The 18331-nt window shown below is 62.1% G+C and carries 15 protein-coding genes; 9 read left to right on the forward strand and 6 right to left on the reverse strand.

The window, feature by feature from the left end:
• Positions 1–54: 54 nt before the first annotated feature.
• Positions 55–1083 carry an amino acid ABC transporter substrate-binding protein gene (locus ACI7M0_RS22025; protein WP_003251785.1) on the reverse strand — a complete coding sequence of 343 codons (1029 nt, stop codon included), beginning with the start codon at positions 1081–1083 and terminating at the stop codon, positions 55–57.
• A 332-nt stretch (positions 1084–1415) separates the two neighbouring features.
• Here ACI7M0_RS22025 and ACI7M0_RS22030 point away from each other — a divergent pair, with 332 nt between their 5' ends.
• Together ACI7M0_RS22030 and rhlB are read left to right on the forward strand one after the other, a co-directional pair.
• Complete coding sequence (locus ACI7M0_RS22030; RefSeq protein WP_010952423.1) at positions 1416–2072, forward strand: alpha/beta hydrolase; 657 nt, start codon at positions 1416–1418, stop codon at positions 2070–2072.
• 100 nt (positions 2073–2172) lie between these two features.
• A complete protein-coding gene (rhlB, locus tag ACI7M0_RS22035) occupies positions 2173–3615 on the forward strand; it encodes an ATP-dependent RNA helicase RhlB (RefSeq protein ID WP_129932684.1) in 1443 nt (480 codons plus the stop codon).
• 117 nt (positions 3616–3732) lie between these two features.
• On the opposite strand, the gene moaE is transcribed toward rhlB, so the two are convergent.
• The 5 genes from moaE to ACI7M0_RS22060 all read right to left on the reverse strand — a co-directional run bounded on the left by moaE (position 3733) and on the right by ACI7M0_RS22060 (position 7896).
• A complete protein-coding gene (gene moaE, locus ACI7M0_RS22040; protein WP_010952421.1) occupies positions 3733–4179 on the reverse strand; it encodes a molybdopterin synthase catalytic subunit MoaE in 447 nt (148 codons plus the stop codon).
• A 2-nt stretch (positions 4180–4181) separates the two neighbouring features.
• Entirely contained in the window at positions 4182–4427 is a 246-nt protein-coding gene (gene moaD / locus ACI7M0_RS22045) for a molybdopterin converting factor subunit 1 (protein WP_003251777.1), read from the reverse strand.
• Positions 4427–4897 (reverse strand): cyclic pyranopterin monophosphate synthase MoaC, encoded by a 471-nt coding sequence (moaC, locus tag ACI7M0_RS22050; RefSeq protein ID WP_003251775.1) that lies wholly within the window; start codon positions 4895–4897, stop codon positions 4427–4429. Before moaC ends, moaD begins: the two co-directional genes overlap by 1 nt.
• A 195-nt stretch (positions 4898–5092) precedes the next feature.
• Positions 5093–6487 carry a PhoH family protein gene (locus ACI7M0_RS22055; protein ID WP_003251772.1) on the reverse strand — a complete coding sequence of 465 codons (1395 nt, stop codon included), beginning with the start codon at positions 6485–6487 and terminating at the stop codon, positions 5093–5095.
• Positions 6488–6768: 281 nt separating this feature from the next.
• A complete protein-coding gene (locus ACI7M0_RS22060; RefSeq protein WP_129932685.1) occupies positions 6769–7896 on the reverse strand; it encodes a polysaccharide deacetylase family protein in 1128 nt (375 codons plus the stop codon).
• A gap of 137 nt (positions 7897–8033) precedes the next feature.
• On the opposite strand from ACI7M0_RS22060, the gene yaaA reads away from it, so the two are divergent.
• The 7 genes from yaaA (at position 8034) to algG (ending at position 18329) form a co-directional block, all read left to right on the forward strand.
• Positions 8034–8813: a peroxide stress protein YaaA gene (yaaA, locus tag ACI7M0_RS22065; RefSeq protein ID WP_104887081.1), complete on the forward strand. Its 780-nt coding sequence runs from the start codon at positions 8034–8036 to the stop codon at positions 8811–8813.
• Positions 8814–9650: 837 nt separating this feature from the next.
• Complete coding sequence (locus tag ACI7M0_RS22070) at positions 9651–10967, forward strand: nucleotide sugar dehydrogenase (RefSeq protein WP_129932686.1); 1317 nt, start codon at positions 9651–9653, stop codon at positions 10965–10967.
• An 86-nt stretch (positions 10968–11053) separates the two neighbouring features.
• Entirely contained in the window at positions 11054–12535 is a 1482-nt protein-coding gene (locus tag ACI7M0_RS22075; protein WP_003251762.1) for a glycosyltransferase family 2 protein, read from the forward strand.
• Positions 12536–12572: 37 nt separating this feature from the next.
• The gene (locus ACI7M0_RS22080) at positions 12573–13739 is read left to right on the forward strand and encodes a PilZ domain-containing protein (protein WP_070384331.1); all 1167 of its coding nucleotides are present in this window, start codon (positions 12573–12575) and stop codon (positions 13737–13739) included.
• 88 nt (positions 13740–13827) lie between these two features.
• Positions 13828–15273 (forward strand): alginate biosynthesis TPR repeat lipoprotein AlgK, encoded by a 1446-nt coding sequence (gene algK, locus ACI7M0_RS22085; protein WP_129932687.1) that lies wholly within the window; start codon positions 13828–13830, stop codon positions 15271–15273.
• Positions 15270–16748, forward strand: coding sequence for an alginate export family protein (locus ACI7M0_RS22090; RefSeq protein WP_064490718.1), 1479 nt, complete (start codon positions 15270–15272; stop codon positions 16746–16748). Before algK ends, ACI7M0_RS22090 begins: the two co-directional genes overlap by 4 nt.
• Before the next feature lie 21 nt (positions 16749–16769).
• Positions 16770–18329, forward strand: a complete 1560-nt coding sequence (algG, locus tag ACI7M0_RS22095; protein ID WP_003251754.1) for a mannuronan 5-epimerase AlgG — start codon at positions 16770–16772, stop codon at positions 18327–18329.
• The last annotated feature ends 2 nt before the right edge of the window (positions 18330–18331 follow it).

Here is an 18331-nt window from a genome sequence, read left to right on the forward strand (position 1 = left end):
CAGTAGGGATTCGAACAGCCTGCGGCGGCGGGATGCCGCCGCAGGGTGCAGCCATCAGCGCACTGGAGGCGCGTACTGGATGCCGCCGTTGTTCCACAGGGCGTTCATGCCACGGTCGATCTTCAAGTCAGTGCTCTGGCCCAGGTTCTTCTCGAACACTTCGCCATAGTTACCCACTTGCTTGACGATCTGCACTACCCAGTCTTTGGGCAGCTTGAGGTCCTTGCCATACTCGCCATCCGCACCCAGCAGTCGGGCGACATCCGGGTTCTTGGTGGCCTTGGCCTCGGCCTCGACGTTCTTGGAAGTGATGCCCGCTTCTTCGGCATTGAGCATGGCGAACAGGGTCCACTTGACGATGCTGAACCACTCCTCGTCGCCTTTACGCACTACCGGGCCCAGCGGCTCCTTGGAGATGGTTTCCGGCAACACCACGTAGTCGGTCGGCGCAGCCAGTTTGGAGCGCTGGGCGAACAGCTGCGATTTGTCCGAAGTCAGCACGTCGCAACGGCCAGACTCCAGCGATTTGGCGCTCTCGTCAGAGGTGTCGAAGGTAATCGGGGTGTACTTCAGGCCATTGGCGCGGAAGAAGTCCGACACGTTCAGCTCGGTGGTGGTACCGGCCTGGATGCAGATGGTCGCGCCATCGAGCTCCTTGGCGCTGGAAACGCCGAGCTTCTTGTTGACCAGGAAGCCGACGCCGTCATAGTAGGTGACACCCGCGAACACCAGGCCCATGCCGGCATCGCGCGAGCTGGTCCAGGTGGTGTTACGCGACAGCACGTCGACCTCACCCGACTGCAGGGCAGTGAAGCGTTCCTTGGCGTTGAGCTGGCTGAACTTGACCTTGGTGGCATCGCCGAACACGGCGGCGGCCACGGCACGGCAGACATCGGCATCGATGCCGACGATCTTGCCCTGCGCATCCGGTACCGAGAAGCCTGGAAGACCGTCGCTCACGCCACACTGGACGAAGCCCTTCTTCTTTACCGCATCGAGGGTGGCGCCGGCCTGGGCAGTGCTCACGGCGCCCAGCGCGGCGGCAGCGGTCAGGACTGCCAGGGTGGTTTTCAACATCTTCATTCACAACCTCCAAATCGCTCTTGTTGTATCGAGCCGGAATTGCACCGCACCCTTTTGAGGCGTATCCGACCCGTATTGGCTTGTTATTGGGTCAATTGGCGCAATGGACTGTTCTGTGACAGCCTTCGCGTGCAGAGGGTGTTACCGTCACGGCCTGCCCTTTGCATCACAGGTGTAGTTGCAAACCGCGTACCAAATTTTCTGGCTGTAGCGTTTAAGCGCTCGTCAAGTAGGAAAAGTTGTATCGTTGCGACATTCTTTTTCCGACAATCATTTCCGGTGCTTTCTTTTCACGCACGCCATAACAAGACCCGCACACTTTCGGAGCAGTCATGACCAACCCGCTGATTCTCGAACCACAGAAAACCGCTGACGCCTGTGTGATCTGGTTGCACGGTCTGGGGGCCGACCGTTACGACTTCCTACCTGTGGCCGAATTCATGCAGGAGCGCTTGCTCAGCACACGCTTCATCATGCCCCAGGCACCGACCCGCCCCGTGACCATCAACGGCGGCTATGCCATGCCCAGCTGGTATGACATCAAGGCCATGACCCCGGCCCGTGCCATCGACGAAGCGCAGCTGGAAGAATCTGCCGAGCAGGTGGTTGCCCTGATCAAGGCCGAACAGGCCAAAGGCATCGACCTGACGCGGATCTTCCTGGCCGGCTTCTCCCAGGGCGGCGCGGTGGTGCTGCACACTGCCTATATAAAGTGGCAGGAAGCACTGGGCGGGGTGATCGCCCTGTCCACCTATGCCCCCACCTTCAATGACCAGCACCAGTTGAGTGCCTGCCAGCAACGCACCCCGGCCCTGTGCCTGCATGGCGTGCATGACTCGGTGGTCATCCCGTCCATGGGCCGTACCGCCTTCGAGTACCTGAACACCTGGGGCGTCGCTGCCCGCTGGTACGAATACCCGATGGAACACGAAGTGGTGGTCGAAGAACTGAACGATATCCACGACTGGCTGAGCAAGCAGCTGCAATAGGCAGCCTCGCTTGTAGTTGTGGGCGTATTCCGCTACGCCGCGCCCGGATCTTGCATTACACTGCCCGGCGTACATTCCTTAATCAGTTGATGAGACGACCGTGCTCAAAGCACTCAGAAAAATATTCGGCAAGGGAGAGGCCGCGCCACAAGCCGCCGCTCCTGCTGCCAGCGTGACGCCGGAAGCCCGGCCCGCGGCAATACCGGCCGCACCACATGCCAACCCCGCCCCCAAGGCCGAGCCACCTGCCGCCGCGACGCCACCTGCCGAACAACCGGCCAAGGACAAACCGCGCCGCGAACGCAAGCCCAAGCCACAGGCCAGCCTGTGGAAGCCCGAAGACTTCGTGGTCGAGCCGCAGGAAGGCAAAACCCGCTTCCACGACTTCAAGCTGTCCAACGAGCTGATGCACGCCATCCACGACCTGGGCTTCCCGTACTGCACGCCGATCCAGGCGCAGGTCCTGGGTTACACCCTGCGTGGCCAGGACGCCATCGGCCGAGCCCAGACGGGTACCGGCAAGACGGCCGCCTTCCTGATCTCGATCATTTCCCAGTTGCAGCAGACGCCACCGCCTAAAGAGCGCTACATGGGCGAGCCGCGGGCGCTGATCATCGCCCCCACCCGCGAGCTGGTGGTGCAGATCGCCAAGGACGCCGCTGCCCTGACCAAGTACACCGGCCTGAACGTGATGAGCTTCGTCGGTGGCATGGACTTCGACAAGCAGCTCAAAGCCCTGGAAGCGCGCCACTGCGATATTCTGGTGGCTACGCCGGGCCGCCTGCTGGACTTCAACCAGCGTGGTGAAGTGCACCTGGACATGGTCGAGGTGATGGTGCTTGACGAAGCCGACCGTATGCTCGACATGGGCTTCATCCCCCAGGTCCGCCAAATCATTCGTCAGACACCGCCGAAAAGCGAGCGCCAGACCCTGCTGTTCTCCGCCACCTTCACCGACGATGTGATGAACCTGGCCAAGCAGTGGACCACCAACCCGGCCATCGTCGAGATCGAGCCGGAGAACGTGGCCAGCGAAACGGTCGAGCAGCACGTGTATGCGGTGGCCGGCAGCGACAAGTACAAGCTGCTGTACAACCTGGTGACCCAGAACAAGTGGGAACGGGTGATGGTGTTCGCCAACCGCAAGGACGAAGTGCGGCGCATCGAGGAAAAGCTGGTACGCGACGGTATCAATGCGGCCCAGCTGTCGGGCGACGTGCCGCAGCACAAACGCATCCGAACCCTGGAGAGCTTCCGCGAAGGGCGCATCACCGTGCTGGTGGCCACCGACGTGGCCGGGCGCGGGATCCATATCGATGGCATCAGCCACGTGATCAACTTCACCCTGCCGGAAGACCCTGACGACTACGTGCACCGCATTGGCCGTACCGGCCGTGCCGGCACCAGTGGTGTATCGATCAGCTTTGCCGGTGAGGATGACTCGTATCAGCTGCCGGCGATCGAAGCGCTGCTGGGGCGCAAGATCAAGTGCGAGATGCCGCCGGATGAACTGCTCAAGCCGGTGCCGCGCAAGCATCACTGACCTTCAGCGGGCTACATGCGATCAATCTGTGGGAGCGGCCTTGTGTCGCGATTGGGCCGCTACGCGGCCCTTTCGCAACACAAGGTCCATCCCCCTGTAGGAGCGGTGGCGCCTTGATTACCAGCGCCCCGCCGCATCCTGATCACTCTGCCGCCCCTCCACCCACCTTGGCCCTTCCTGGGTATTCTCCTTCTTCCAGAACGGCGCCCGGGTCTTCAGGTAGTCCATGATGAAGTTGCAGGCATCGAACGCCGCCTGCCGATGGGCACTGGCCACCCCCACGAACACAATCGGTTCGCCCGGCTCCAGCGCACCGATGCGGTGCAGCACCTCCACCTTCAATAGCGGCCAACGCTGCTCGGCCTCGACCACGATCTTGGCCAGGGCCTTTTCGGTCATGCCCGGATAGTGTTCGAGGAACATCCCCGCCACTTCGCGGCCATCGTTGAAATCCCGCACATAGCCGACAAAACCGACCACCGCGCCCACGCCCACATTGGCTGCATGCATGGCATTGGTCTCAGCCCCGGGGTCGAACGCGCCTTCCTGCACTCGCACAGCCATGTTCAGCCTCCGGTCACCGGCGGGAAGAACGCCACTTCATCGCCCTCTTCCAGCGGTTCATCGAGCTTGCACAGCTCTTCGTTGCGCGCGCACATCAGGTTCTGCTCGGCCAGCACTTCGTACTGCCCGCCCTTGGCTACCAAGGCCTGGCGCACATCATCGAGCACCTTGAACGCGCCCTCCACCCGCTCGGCATCCACGCCCAACAGTTCGCGGTAACGGGCGAAGTACATCACCTTGACCTTCATCACGCCTCCACCTTGTAATGGCCACTCTTGCCACCGAGTTTTTCCAGCAGGCGCACCTGCTCGATGACCATACCTTTATCCACAGCCTTGCACATGTCATAGATCGTCAGCGCGGCCACGCTGGCGGCGGTCAGCGCCTCCATCTCCACACCGGTCTGCCCGGCCAGCTTGCAGCGGGCGACGATGCGCACGGCATCCTGCCCCTCGGCGCTGAGCTCGACCTTGACGCTGGTGAGCATCAGCGGGTGGCACAGCGGAATCAGGTCGCTGGTTTTTTTCGCCGCCTGTATCCCGGCAATGCGCGCCACGGCGAACACGTCACCCTTGGGGTGTTCACCGTCGACGATCATCTGCAAGGTCTGCGGCAACATGCGCACCCGCGCCTCGGCGGTCGCCTCGCGCTCGGTCACGGCCTTTTCAGTGACGTCGACCATGTTGGCCCGCCCCTGGGAATCAAGATGTGTCAGCACTGCTCTGCTCCTGTGAAGGGAGTTCGCAGTGTAAACCTGTGGGTCAGGTTTGAGCAGAGGGATGTGTCGGCAGGTTTTGCCTCTTCGCAGGCACGCCCGCTCCCACAGGAGCTCCACGGCCTCGAATCAAGTGGAGATCCTGTGAACGGGCGCGTCCACGAAGAGGCCGGGCAGTAATCTGCCCGGCTACAAGGTTTACAAATGAGACTCGGCGTACTCGGCCAGCACCGAGCGAGGCACGCCCTGCAGGGTTATGTGCACGCCATGGGGGAAGTCCTTGAAGCGCTCGGTCAGGTAGGTCAGGCCCGAGCTGGTCGCGGACAGGTAAGGGGTGTCGATCTGCGCCAGGTTACCCAGGCAGACCACCTTGGACCCGGAGCCGGCACGGGTGATGATGGTTTTCATCTGGTGCGGCGTCAGGTTCTGGCACTCGTCAATCAGGATCAGGCTCTGCTGGAAGCTACGGCCACGGATGTAGTTCAGCGACTTGAACTGCAGCGGCACGCGCTCAAGGATGTATTCGACGCTGCCATGGGTGCTTTCGTCATCCATGTGCAAGGCTTCGAGGTTGTCGGTGATTGCGCCCAGCCACGGCTCCATCTTCTCTGCTTCGGTACCCGGCAGGAAGCCAATCTCCTGGTCCAGCCCCTGCACGCTGCGGGTGGCGATGATGCGCCGGTAGCGCTTGCTGACCATGGTTTGCTCGATGGCCGCAGCCAGCGCCAGGATGGTTTTACCGGAGCCGGCGGCGCCGGTCAGGTTCACCAGATGGATATCCGGGTCCAGCAGGGCGAACAACGCCAGGCTTTGGTGAATGTCGCGTGGTTTCAGGCCCCAGGCTTCCTGGTGCAGCAACGGCTCCTGGTGCAGGTCGAGTAGCAGCAGTTCGTCGTCACGAATGCCCTTGATCCACCCGACGAAGCCCTGCTCATCGATGATGAACTCGTTGACGTGCACGGCTGGCAGGTTGTCGATCATCTGCACCCGATGCCAGGTGCGGCCGCGCTCCTGGCGGGTATCGACCTTGCTCACGCGGTCCCAGAACGAGCCGGTGACCGAATGGTAGCCCTTGGACAGCAAGGACACGTCATCGACCAGTTGGTCGGTGCTGTAGTCCTCAGCCGCTATACCGCAAGCGCGCGCCTTCAGGCGCATGTTGATGTCTTTGGTGACCAGCACGACATCCAGGTCGGTGCGCCGGGCCCGGACTTCGAGCAACTGGTTGATGATGATGTTGTCGTTGAGGTTTTCCGGCAGCAGCTTGTTCGGCTCGTTGCGCGGGGTCATCAGGATGGACAGGAACCCCTTGGGGCCGCTCTTGTTGCGCTGGATCGGTACGCCCTGCTCGACATCGCTGGGCGAAGCGTCACCGAGGGTCTGGTCTATCAGGCGGATGGCCTGGCGGCATTCGGCGGCGATACTCTGTTTGCCGGTCTTGAGCTTGTCGAGTTCCTCCAGCACCGTCATCGGGATGGCGACATGGTGCTCCTCGAAGTTCAGTAACGCGTTAGGGTCGTGAATCAGGACGTTGGTATCGAGCACATACAGGATTGGCTTGCTGGAGGAAGGGTTGCGTCCTTGGTCATCCATACTCGGTCACCTTATGTCGAAGCCACACGGCGTGGTCTGTTACGCCGCAGAGTGACTGCCGCTGTCCCCGTATCCGCGTTGTTACGGGCGGGAAGCGAACCTGGCTAGGTGGGCCTGGATGACGCCACCTGTGCTGCAGGAATCGGCTGTCTGGTTTCTTCATACCGCAAAAACCATGACCGAAAAAAGCACTTTTACGCATTTTTGAAGTTTATTTTTCCGATTGACGAAGAGGCCTTGGCGCCAGCGTCAGAGGGGACTACGCTCAGAAGTCATACCCTCTATTCGCGGTATCCATATTCCCGGCAATCCTCCCAGCCGATGCCGCTTTGCGCGGTATTGCGCAGCAGCCAATCCACCGCCGGCTGCGCCTTGGGAAGGCTGTCATGAAACTGGATCACGCCCTTGCGCCACAACAGCATCAGGGTCAATACGCGCTGTGCGGATGCCTCTGCGCTCAATGCACCGTCATCCTGGGCATCGATGTCCCACAACGATACCCGCAACTGCTGGCGGACCATGAACGCCTCGCCGTCAGCCCGGCGCTGGCCATAAGGTGGGCGGAACAGCGGCACATACTGCTCGGGCAGATCAGCCTGCACCCGCGCCTGGCTGCGCCGCAGCGAATCCTGCCAGTCGGTCCACTGCGCATGGGAGCGGTATTCCCACCCCTGGATACCCACGCACTGCCCGTCATAGAGCTGGCGCAAGGCGTTTGCCGCCGCGCCATCACGGCGTTGCTGCAAGCGGTTACCAAGCGTGAAGAACGTGCCTTCGAGCTTTTGCCGGCGCAGGTAATCGGTGAGTAGATCCGTACTGCCCCCCTCGGGCCCGGGCCCGCCGACAAAGGTCAGCAGGAACATGCGGTCGTTCAGTTCGTCACCCTTGCGCTCACGCGAAGACAACCGCTCGATTTCGCTGCTGGTCTGCGGCAGCAACGCCGCCTTGCGCAGTTGCTCGTCCAGATAGCGGACATGGAACTGGTGGCTCGGCTCGATCCATCCGGTATAGAACGCACCGACATCGGCAGCGAACGTCGCCGCTTGTGTGCGCAACTCCGCCATGGACGTAACCGGGTAGCAGAATGATGCGTCCTGCTCACAACTGCGCTGCGCCTGTTGATACCCCTCCCACAACCGCTGCCACATGCGCGCCCGAATCTGGCGCACCTTCTGCAGGTTGATCTGCCGCAACCCCAGCCGGGCCGCCAGGCTTGCGTCATCCAGCAACTCGCTTTCGTGCAGCACTTGGGCGAACGAAAGGATTTCTGCCCGAGAGGCCACGTCGAACAGCGCCGGGCTGTCCAGCTGTTCGGGCCACAGGCTGCGGTCCAGGCTGACCTGAGGTGAAGGGGCGGCTTGCACGGCCAGGCTCAGCAGGCCGGCCAGCAAGGCAGAAGCAATGCGCACAGTGGAAGGCTCCGCAACGGCAAAACGCGAACTATAGCGCCTGCACCGACCATGGGCTGTGACTATCGTCGCCATAGTTTGGACTTGTACCGCCCACCCCGTAGAATCCTCGGCCAACGATGCCAGGAGCCGACCCGATGCTGACGGTGATTTCCCCCGCCAAGACCCTCGACTACGACACCCCGCCAGTGACCGAGCGTTTCACCCTGCCCCAGTACCTGGATGAATCCCAGGCCCTGATCCAGCAGCTGCGCGAACTGTCGCCGGCGCAGATCAGCGAGCTGATGCACCTGTCCGACAAGCTCGCCGGCCTGAATGCTGCGCGCTTTGGCAGCTGGACCCCAGACTTCACCCCGGCCAATGCCAAGCAGGCGCTGCTGGCGTTCAAGGGTGACGTGTACACCGGCCTCGATGCCCAGAGCCTGAGTGAAGACGACTTCAGCTACGCTCAGGGCCACCTGCGCATGCTCTCGGGCCTATATGGCCTGCTGCGCCCGCTCGACCTGATGCAGCCCTACCGCCTGGAGATGGGCACCAAGCTGGCCAACGCCCGCGGCAAGGACCTGTACGCCTTCTGGGGCACGCGCATCAGCGAATGGCTGAACCAGGCCCTGGCCGACCAAGGCGATGACGTGCTGTTGAACCTGGCCAGTAACGAGTATTTCAGTGCAGTGAAACGCAGTGCACTGAAGGCCCGGGTGATCAACGTCGACTTCAAGGACCAGAAAAACGGCCAGTACAAGATCATCAGCTTCTACGCCAAGAAAGCCCGCGGCATGATGAGCCGCTTCGTCATCCAGCAGCGCATCAGCACCCCGGAACAGCTCAAGCAGTTTGATGCTCAGGGGTACTACTACAGTGCCGAGCAGTCCAAGCCGGACCATTTGGTGTTCCTGCGCGATCACCCCTCGGAGTGACCCTGCCCCTTCACGGCCAAACCCGCTCTTACAGGTAATGCGCTACCTGTAGGAGCGGGTTCACCCGCGAAGAGGCCAGCAGCCCATACCCCTTCTCTGCCCTGCAACAGGGCACGCTGCAAACCGCCATAACGCCATTAATCCGACGCCAAAAATCCAGCGCACCCACCTTTATCGCCAAACGCCATAAGACCGTTCATACCTTTTTTGACGAATTCTGAAAAAATTTTTCAGATGCTGGCATAAAAATATCTCGCAACAGTTACGTCCTTGATACACGGGGGTGAAACACCCGCGTGCTATCAATTTGAAACTGTCCGCAACTGAATAAATATTTAGAAATCTTTCATTCGGGCGAAACTGGCTCAGGAACTTCTGCCAAAGCCAATCGCTCATAGTGCCGTAACGATTTTCCTGCCTACGGGCTGTGAGAGATGACTTACAGATGACAGCAGCGGGTATCCACTGCCCGCCATGAGAAAATCGACAGGGATCACGGAAACCCCCGAAGACCTTGTCCATGCAGGAGAGACGCGCCCCTTACAAATCGTCCTAGTGGTTGATTTCAAAGGATTTATTCACTTGAAAAAACAAGCACAGCAACGCGCCAAGTAGCGCATTGCAATAAAGACGGCTGCATTTCAGGGCACGTTTTTTAATATATGGCTATTGATTGCCAACTTTGAGTGCATAACTTTTTGCGCTCCGGATTTATTTTGCCTGCGCTCGGCGAAGTGTGCATTCGCCATGGATCCGTGCGCCCGAAAACTGTTGTTAATCAACCCAGCCCGGCTCTCTGCGGAGGCGTCGGCGTGATAAACACATGAGGTGATAGCGATGCGTATCAGCATCTTTGGTTTGGGTTATGTGGGTGCAGTCTGTGCAGGCTGCCTGACGGCGCGTGGCCATGAAGTGATCGGTGTGGACGTGTCCAGCACCAAGATCGACCTGATCAACCAGGGCAAGTCGCCCATCGTCGAACCTGGCCTGGAAGCACTGCTGCAACAGGGCATCGCCAATGGCCGTCTGCGCGGCACTACCGACTTCGCCGAAGCCATCCGTGCCAGCGATGTGTCGATGATCTGCGTGGGCACCCCCAGCAAGAAAAACGGCGACCTGGGCCTGGAGTACATCGAGTCCGTGTGCCGCGAAATCGGCTACGTGCTGCGTGACACCACCCGCCGTCACACCATCGTGGTGCGCAGCACCGTGCTGCCTGGCACCGTCAAGAACGTGGTCATCCCGATCCTCGAAGATTGCTCGGGCAAGAAGGCCGGCGTCGACTTCGGTGTGGCGGTCAACCCGGAATTCCTGCGTGAAAGCACCGCCATCAAGGACTACGACCAGCCACCGATGACAGTCATCGGCGAACTGGACAGCGCCAGCGGTGACATCCTCCAGGCCCTGTACGAAGAGCTCGACGCCCCGGTCATCCGCAAGCCGATCGAAGTGGCCGAGATGATCAAGTGCACCTGCAACGTATGGCACGCCACCAAGGTCACCTTCGCCAACGAAATCGGCAACATCGCCAAGGCAGTGGGCGTCGATGGCCGCGAAGTGATGGACGTGGTCTGCCAGGACAAGGTCCTCAACCTGTCCCAGTACTACATGCGCCCTGGCTTTGCCTTCGGCGGCTCTTGCCTGCCCAAGGACGTACGCGCCCTCACCTACCGCGCCGCCAGCCTCGATGTCCGTGCACCGCTGCTCGACTCGCTGATGCGCAGCAACGAATCGCAGGTGCAGAACGCCTTCGAGCTGATCGAAGCCCACGACAAGCGCAAGGTCGCCCTGCTGGGCCTGAGCTTCAAGGCCGGCACCGACGACCTGCGCGAAAGCCCGCTGGTGGAACTGGCCGAGCGCTTGATCGGCAAGGGCTACCAGCTGGACATCTACGACGAGAACGTCCAGTACGCCCGTGTTCACGGCGCCAACAAGGACTACATCGAGTCGAAGATCCCGCACGTGTCGTCGCTGCTCAACGCCAACTTGCAGCAGGTGATCGACAACGCCGACATCATCGTCCTCGGCAACCGTGACGAGCAGTTCCGTGCGCTGGCCCTGCAAGCGCCAGCCGGCAAGCAGGTGATCGACCTGGTCGGCTTCATGAACAAACCGACCAGCACCACCGCCCGTACCGAAGGCATCTGCTGGTAAGTGCCCGGCCGGGCAGCGATGGGGCACTCGACAAGAGCCGCCTCCTCGCTGCCCACCCTTTCCCGAATTCTCGACGGATGCTGAACATGCAAAGGCTCCAGACAGTGCTGTTGCAGTGCGCCGGGTGGCTGCTCTACATGAGCCTGCTCATGCTGATCGCCCTGGCCCTGCCAGCTGATATCTTCGACTCGCAGTCGAAGCACTTCATCTTCCTGGTCGGCGCAGTCGGCATCTGGCGCTACTCCATGGGCGCCACCCATTTCATCCGCGGCATGATCTTCCTCTACGGCGTGTACCCGTACCTGCGCCGCAAGGTGCAGAAAATGGGTAATGCCACCGACCCGTCGCATGTCTACCTGATGGTCACCAGCTTCCGTATCGAAGCACTGACCACCGCCCAGGTGTACAGCTCGGTGATCCGCGAGGCGATCAACTGCGGCTTCCCCACCACCGTGGTCTGCTCGCTGGTGGAAATGTCCGATGAACTGCTGGTCAAGAGCCTGTGGGCCAAGTACAACCCGCCGGCCCACGTGAAGCTGGACATCGTGCGTATCGCCGGTACCGGCAAGCGTGATGGCCTGGCCTACGGCTTCCGCGCCATCTCGCGCATGCTGCCGGACGAGAACGCCGTGGTGGCGGTGATCGACGGTGACACCGTGCTGGCCGACGGCGTGGTGCGCAAGACCGTACCGTGGTTCAAGCTGTTCCCCAATGTGGGCGGCCTGACCACCAATGAATTCTGCGAAGTGCGCGGCGGCTACATCATGAGCGAGTGGCACAAGCTGCGCTTCGCCCAGCGCCACATCAACATGTGCTCGATGGCCCTGTCCAAGCGCGTGCTTACCATGACCGGGCGCATGTCGATGTTCCGCGCCAGCGTGGTGACCAACCCCGAGTTCATCGCCGACGTCGAAAGCGACTCGCTGATGCACTGGCGCCTGGGCCGCTTCAAGTTCCTTACCGGGGACGACAAGTCCAGCTGGTTCAGCCTGATGCGCCTGGGCTACGACACCTTCTACGTGCCGGACGCCGCCATCAACACGGTCGAGCATCCGCCGGAAAAAAGCTTCCTCAAGGCCAGCCGCAAGCTGATGTACCGCTGGTACGGCAACAACCTGCGGCAGAACTCACGGGCACTGGGCCTTGGCCTGCGTCGCCTGGGGCTGTTCACCAGCATCGTGTTGTTCGACCAGCGCGTGTCGATGTGGACCAGCCTGCTGGGCCTGACCGTGGCGGTGATCGCCAGCCTCAAGTTCGGCATGGCCTTCTTGCTGGTGTACCTGCTGTGGATCGGCATTACCCGCCTGATCCTCACCATCATGCTGCTGTGCTCCGGCCACAACGTAGGCCCGGCCTACCCGCTGATTCTCTATTACAACCAGATCATCGGCGCGCTGATGAAGATCTACGTGTTCTTCCGCCTCGACAAGCAGTCGTGGACGCGTCAGCCCACTGCCCTCAAGCGTGACCTCGCCAGCTTTCAACAATGGTTCAACACCTGGTCCTCGCGGACCATGACCTTCTCGGCTGCCAGCATCTTCGTTGCTGTGCTGTTCATGGTCGTGTGAGCCCAACCCGGATCGGATCTAACAGGAACAAACCACCATGAATACCGCCGTGAACGTCAATGTCGTGCATGAGTCCGAAGCCCAGCGCCAACACGCCCGGGTACGCATTCCCGCCAAGCTGCGGTTCCTGGACGCCCAGCGCCAGGTCCACGAAGTCAAGGTCGAAGACCTTTCTGCCGGCGGCCTGAGCTTCCACGCCAAGCAACCGCAGTCGGTGGGCGATGTGCTGCGCGGGCGCCTGCAGTTCGTGGTCGACAACCTGGGCCTGTCGATCGACATCGAGTTCCAGGTGCGCTCGTACAACCCGGACAATGGCCGTATCGGTGCGCAGTTCCAGAACCTTGAACCTCGCGACATCGCCACGTTGCGGCACATCATCACCAGCCACCTGTCGGGTGAGCTGATCAGCATCGGCGACGTACTCAGCACCCTGCAGCGCGACAACTTCACCAAGGCGCGCAAGCAGAAGGACGGTGGATCGGGCCTGAGCGCCTTCGGCCGCTTCAAGGCAGTCACCGTCACACTGGGCGTGTTCGTGGTCGGCGTTGCGGCCTTCGGCTTCGTCGCCAAATCGTTGTATGGCATGTATTTCGTCAGCCACGCCGAAGCCGGTGTGGTCGCAGTGCCGACCACCAACGTCACCATGCCGCGCGACGGTACCGTGAGCAGCCTGGTCGAAAGCGGTGGGCAGATCGCCAAGGGCGCGCCATTGGCCAGCTTCACCACCAGCATGCTGGACATGCTCAAGGGCAACCTTGAAGACGCACAGCTGGAGCCGGCGAAGATCGAGGAACTGTTCGGCAAGCAGCTGTCCGGCACCCTCACCAGCCCTTGCGATTGCGTGGTCGCGCGCCAGTTGGTGGACGACGGCCAGTACGCCGCCAAGGGCCAGCCAATCTTCCAGCTGATCCCACGCACCACCACCCCGATGGTCGAGGCGCGCTTCAGCTACCGCCAGTTCGACGAGGTCAAGCCGGGTACCCGGGTCAACTTCCAGGTGGCCGGCGAAGACGAAGTGCGCACCGGTCAGATCGTCAGCAGCACCAGCCTCAACAGCGAAGACCTGTCCTCCGACATCCGCGTGCAGATCAAGCCAGACAGCGGCCTGCCCGCCGAACTGGCCGGCCGCCCGGCCTCGGTCAACAGCGACCGTGGCCCATCGCTGAACTGGCTGATCGACAAAGCCGTGGCCCGTGGCCTGTGAGGGACGGACAATGATCTCTGATACCAACACCTATTCTGTGGGAGCGGGCATGCCCGCGAAGAGGCCAGCAGGGACAGCATCGTCGGCCATGCCAATTCGCGGGCTTGCCCGCTCCCACAGGGTCCGCGTGAATCTGGGATTGTGTGCACTGGCCGCCGCCATCACGTTGGCCGGCTGTGCCGGCCTGCCCGACCAGCGCCTGGCCAACGAGGCCATGAAGCGCGGTGACACGGCATTGGCCGAGCGCAACTACAAGGCGCTGGCAGACCTGGGCTACAGCGAAGCGCAAGTCGGCCTGGCGGACATCAAGGTGGCAACCCGCGACCCCTCGCAAATCAAGGAAGCCGAGGCCACCTATCGCGCTGCGGCCGCCACGTCGCCACGCGCCCAGGCACGCCTTGGCCGCCTGCTGGTGGCCAAGCCGGACAGCACCCAGGCCGAACGTGAGGAAGCCGAAACCCTGCTCAAGCAGGCCGCGCAACAGGGCCAAAGCAATACCCTGATTCCGCTGGCAATGCTCTACCTCAGCTACCCGCAGAGTTTCCCCAAGGTCAACGCGCAGCAGCAGATCGACCAGTGGCGCGCCGCCGGCAACCCGGAAGCGGGCCTGGCCCAGGTGCTGCTGTACCGCACCCAGGGCACCTATGACCAGCACCTGGGTGAAGTGGAAAAGATTTGCAAGGCCGCGCTGAACACCACCGACATCTGCTACGTCGAACTGGCCACCGTGTACCAGAAACGTGGCCAGGCCGATCAGCAAGCCGCCCTGCTCGGCCAGCTGAAATCCGCCTATGCCCGTGGCGCCGTACCGGCCACCCGGGTTGACAGCGTGGCCCGGGTGCTGGCCGATCGCAGCCTTGGCCAGACCGACGAAAAAACCGCCAAGGAGCTGCTCGAGCAAGTAGCCCCGGCCAACCCGGCGTCCTGGGTCAGCCTGGCACAGCTGGTATACGACTTCCCCGAACTGGGCGACACCGACCAGTTGATGGCCTACATCGACAAAGGCCGCGAAGCTGAACAGCCACGCGCCGAACTGCTGCTGGGCCGTCTGTACTACGAAGGCAAAACCCTGCCAGCCGACGCTCAAAAAGCCGAGCAGCACCTGCAAGCCGCTGCCGAAGCCGGTGAGATCAGCGCCCATTACTACCTGGGCCAGCTTTACCGCCGCGGCTACCTGGGCAATGTCGAGCCGCAGAAGGCCGTCGACCACCTGCTGGCCGCCGCCCGTGGCGGGCAGAACAGCGCCGACTATGCCCTGGCCCAGCTGTTCAGCGAGGGTCACGGCATCCGCCCGCAACCGGGCAACGCCTGGGTGTTCGCCCAGCTGTCGCAGGCCAACCCGACGCCGCAATCAGCCGAACTGCTGCAGCAGCTCGACCAGCAACTGACACCTGACCAGCGCAACCAGGCCCAGCAACTGCTGGACCAGGAAAAGCGTGCACGCGGCAGCATGGCGCAGGGCGCGAACAGCACCCTGGCCCTCGAAGCCTTGCAAGACGACGAAAAAGAAGTAGACGGTGAGGACTCGCTATGACGCTCAATCCCTTCGTGAAAGCCGGCATCGGCCTGAGCTTCGCCCTGCTGTGGTCCTGCCCGACCCTGGCGGAAATGACCGCTGAAAAAAACTTCGGCCTGGACGTGAAAATCACCGGCCAGTCGGAAGACGACCGTGACCTCGGCACCCGCTCTGGCGGCGACGTCAACGGCCTGGGTCTGGATCTGCGCCCGTGGGTGTATGGCGAGCGCGGTAACTGGAGTGCCTACGCCATGGGCCAGGCGGTCGCTGCGACCGACACCATCGAAACCGACACCTTGCGCCAGAACGATGACGGCACCAGCACCGACACCGGCGACGACAGCCGTCAACCAGACAAAAGCTACCTGGCCATGCGCGAGTTTTGGGTCGGCTACAGCGGCCTTACCGCCTACCCCGGCGAGCAACTGCGCTTCGGTCGCCAGCGCCTGCGCAGTGACGATGGCATGTGGCGCGATACCAACATCGAAGCGCTGAACTGGACCTTCGACACCACGCTGCTCAAGGCCGACCTTGGCGTAGCCCAGCGTTTCAGCGAATACCGCACCGACCTCACCGAACTGGCCCCGGAAGACAAGGACCGCACCCATATCTACGGCAACGTCGCCACGCAGTGGACCCCTGGCCACTGGGTTGGCCTGCGCGCTCACCACACACATGACAGCGGCAGCCTGAAGAGCCCCGGCGAAACGGTCGACGCGCTGGACAAGACCCGCACTGGCGACCTCACCTGGCTGGGTCTGGAGGCCAACAGCGACGCCTACAACTGGCGCAACGACCACACCGTGAATTACTGGGGCAGCGTCACCTGGCTGACCGGTGACCGCGACAAGCTGAGCACCCAGCAGGTGGGCGACGACCAGGTCGCCACCGGCAAGCAGAGCGGTGACGTCAACGCCTGGGCAACCGACCTCGGTATCCGCCTGCGCCTGGACCCGCAATGGCAGGTCGGCGCTGCGTACGCCCGCGGTAGCGGCGGCGGCGGCGATGACGGCTCCAACAACTTCGAGCAGACCGGCCTGGAGAGCAACCGCTCCAACTTCACCGGCACCCGCTCGCGCGTGCACCGCTTCGGCGAAGCGTTCCGCGGCGAACTGGGCAACCTGCAGGCCGCCACCCTGTTCGCTTCGTGGCAGCTGCGCGACGACTACGACGCCAGCCTGATCTACCACAAGTTCTGGCGTGTCGACGGTAACCAGAACATCGGCTCCAGCGGTATCAACGCGGTGGTCGACGACAACGGCGTGAACCGTCAGCTGGTCGACGGCGAGAAGGACCTTGGCCAGGAAATGGACGTGGTCGTGACCAAGTACTTCAAGCAAGGCCTGCTGCCGGCTTCGATGAGCCAGGCAATCGACGAGCCGTCAGCCCTGGTGCGCCTGCGTGCCGGTGTATTCAAGCCGGGCGACGCCTACGGCAAGGAAACGGACTCGTACATGCACCGCGCCTTCGTCGACGTCATCTGGCGCTTCTGAGGCCGTAGGGGACTGACCGTGATGAACCTTCACCCGCACTTACGTCACAGCCTGTTGGCCAGTGCCTTGCTGCTGGCAAGCGGCCTGGCCACTGCCGCAGAGCCCCAGGTGATCGCCAAGGAGCTGCAGCAGGCCAAGACCTATACGGTGGCCAGCGCACCGATCGAACCGCTGCAGATGGACCCGCCAAAGCTGCCCGACCTCACCGGTTTCACGGCCGAGGCGGTGCAGAAGAAAATCGACCGCCGCCACAAGGGCAAGGTCAGCCTGCGCCGTATGTTCCAGGAGGACACCCTCAAGGAGTTCGTCGGCGGCGACAACAAGGCCGCCGAGTGGGTGCAGCGCCAGCACGGCATCCCGCAGGCGATCTTCGTCGATGACGGCCATGTCGACCTGACCGAGTTGAGCAAGAAGGTGCCCAAACAGTACTTCAGCGAAGTCGAGCCTGGGGTTTACCTGGCCCGCCTGCCGATCGTGGTCGGGCAAAAGGGCATCCTCGAGATCGACGGCAAGGTCAAACAGCTGCGCCTGTCCCAGGAGGGCGGCGCATTTCTGGTCAATGACGGCAAGCTGTTCGTAACCGACACCCAGGTGACCGGCTGGCGGGAAAAGGACAACGGTCCGGCGACCTTCCGCTCGCCCAAGGAATTCCGCCCGTTCCTGCTGTCGTGGGGCGGCACCGAGACCTACATCGTCAATACGAAGATGGCCAGCTTCGGCTACGCCAAGTCGAAGTCGTATGGCGTGAGCATCTCGCAGTACACGCCGAACATGGCCAAGCGCATGGGCCGCCCGGAGCCCACCGGCTGGATCATCGGTTCGGAGTTCAGCGACATGTGGTACGGCTTCTACTGCTACGAAACCCAGGACTTCGTGATCAAGGACAGCACCTACCGCGACAACATCGTCTACGGCATCGACCCGCACGACCGTTCGCATCGCCTGATCATCGCCGGCAACACGGTGTACGGCACCAAGAAAAAGCACGGCATCATCGTTTCGCGTGAGGTCAACGACAGCTGGATCATCAACAACAAGAGCTACGACAACAAGCTCTCGGGCGTGGTGATCGACCGTAACAGCGTCAACAACCTGGTGGCCTACAACGAGATCTACCGCAACCACACCGACGGCATCACCCTGTACGAAAGCGGCGACAACCTGATCTGGGGCAACAAGCTGGTCAACAACCGCCGCCACGGCATCCGCGTGCGTAACAGCGTGAACATCCGCCTGTACGAAAACGTCGCCATGGCCAACGGCCTGGTCGGCGTATACGGCCACATCAAGGACCTGTCCGACACCGACCGCGACATCGCCCTCGACCCGTTCGATACCAAGGTGTCGCTGATCGTGGTGGGTGGCGAGCTGTCGGCCAACGGCTCCGGCCCGCTGTCGATCGACTCGCCGCTGTCGGTCGAGCTGTACAAGGTGTCCATGCTCGCCCCACGCAAGGCCAGCGGCATCAGCCTCAATGGTGTGCTGGGTGAGCGCCAGGACGAAATCCTCGACCTGCTGGTACGCCAGCAGAAGGCTGTGCTGATCGACCCGGTCGAACGCCAGACCGAAATGATCGATTAAGG

The organism is Pseudomonas sp. 10(2024) (assembly GCF_045164175.1).
In the GTDB taxonomy this organism is placed as follows: Bacteria; Pseudomonadota; Gammaproteobacteria; order Pseudomonadales; family Pseudomonadaceae; genus Aquipseudomonas; species Aquipseudomonas alloputida.

Coding starts and splice junctions, on each gene's coding strand:
- algK (WP_129932687.1), top strand. CDS start 13,828: ATGCCAATTCGCGGGCTTGCCCGCTCCCACAGGGTCCGCGTGAATCTG.
- ACI7M0_RS22080 (WP_070384331.1), top strand. CDS start 12,573: ATGAATACCGCCGTGAACGTCAATGTCGTGCATGAGTCCGAAGCCCAG.
- ACI7M0_RS22090 (WP_064490718.1), top strand. CDS start 15,270: ATGACGCTCAATCCCTTCGTGAAAGCCGGCATCGGCCTGAGCTTCGCC.
- algG (WP_003251754.1), top strand. CDS start 16,770: ATGAACCTTCACCCGCACTTACGTCACAGCCTGTTGGCCAGTGCCTTG.
- yaaA (WP_104887081.1), top strand. CDS start 8,034: ATGCTGACGGTGATTTCCCCCGCCAAGACCCTCGACTACGACACCCCG.
- ACI7M0_RS22075 (WP_003251762.1), top strand. CDS start 11,054: ATGCAAAGGCTCCAGACAGTGCTGTTGCAGTGCGCCGGGTGGCTGCTC.
- ACI7M0_RS22030 (WP_010952423.1), top strand. CDS start 1,416: ATGACCAACCCGCTGATTCTCGAACCACAGAAAACCGCTGACGCCTGT.
- moaE (WP_010952421.1), bottom strand. CDS start 4,179: ATGGCTGTGCGAGTGCAGGAAGGCGCGTTCGACCCCGGGGCTGAGACC.
- ACI7M0_RS22055 (WP_003251772.1), bottom strand. CDS start 6,487: ATGGATGACCAAGGACGCAACCCTTCCTCCAGCAAGCCAATCCTGTAT.
- moaD (WP_003251777.1), bottom strand. CDS start 4,427: ATGAAGGTCAAGGTGATGTACTTCGCCCGTTACCGCGAACTGTTGGGC.
- ACI7M0_RS22025 (WP_003251785.1), bottom strand. CDS start 1,083: ATGAAGATGTTGAAAACCACCCTGGCAGTCCTGACCGCTGCCGCCGCG.
- ACI7M0_RS22070 (WP_129932686.1), top strand. CDS start 9,651: ATGCGTATCAGCATCTTTGGTTTGGGTTATGTGGGTGCAGTCTGTGCA.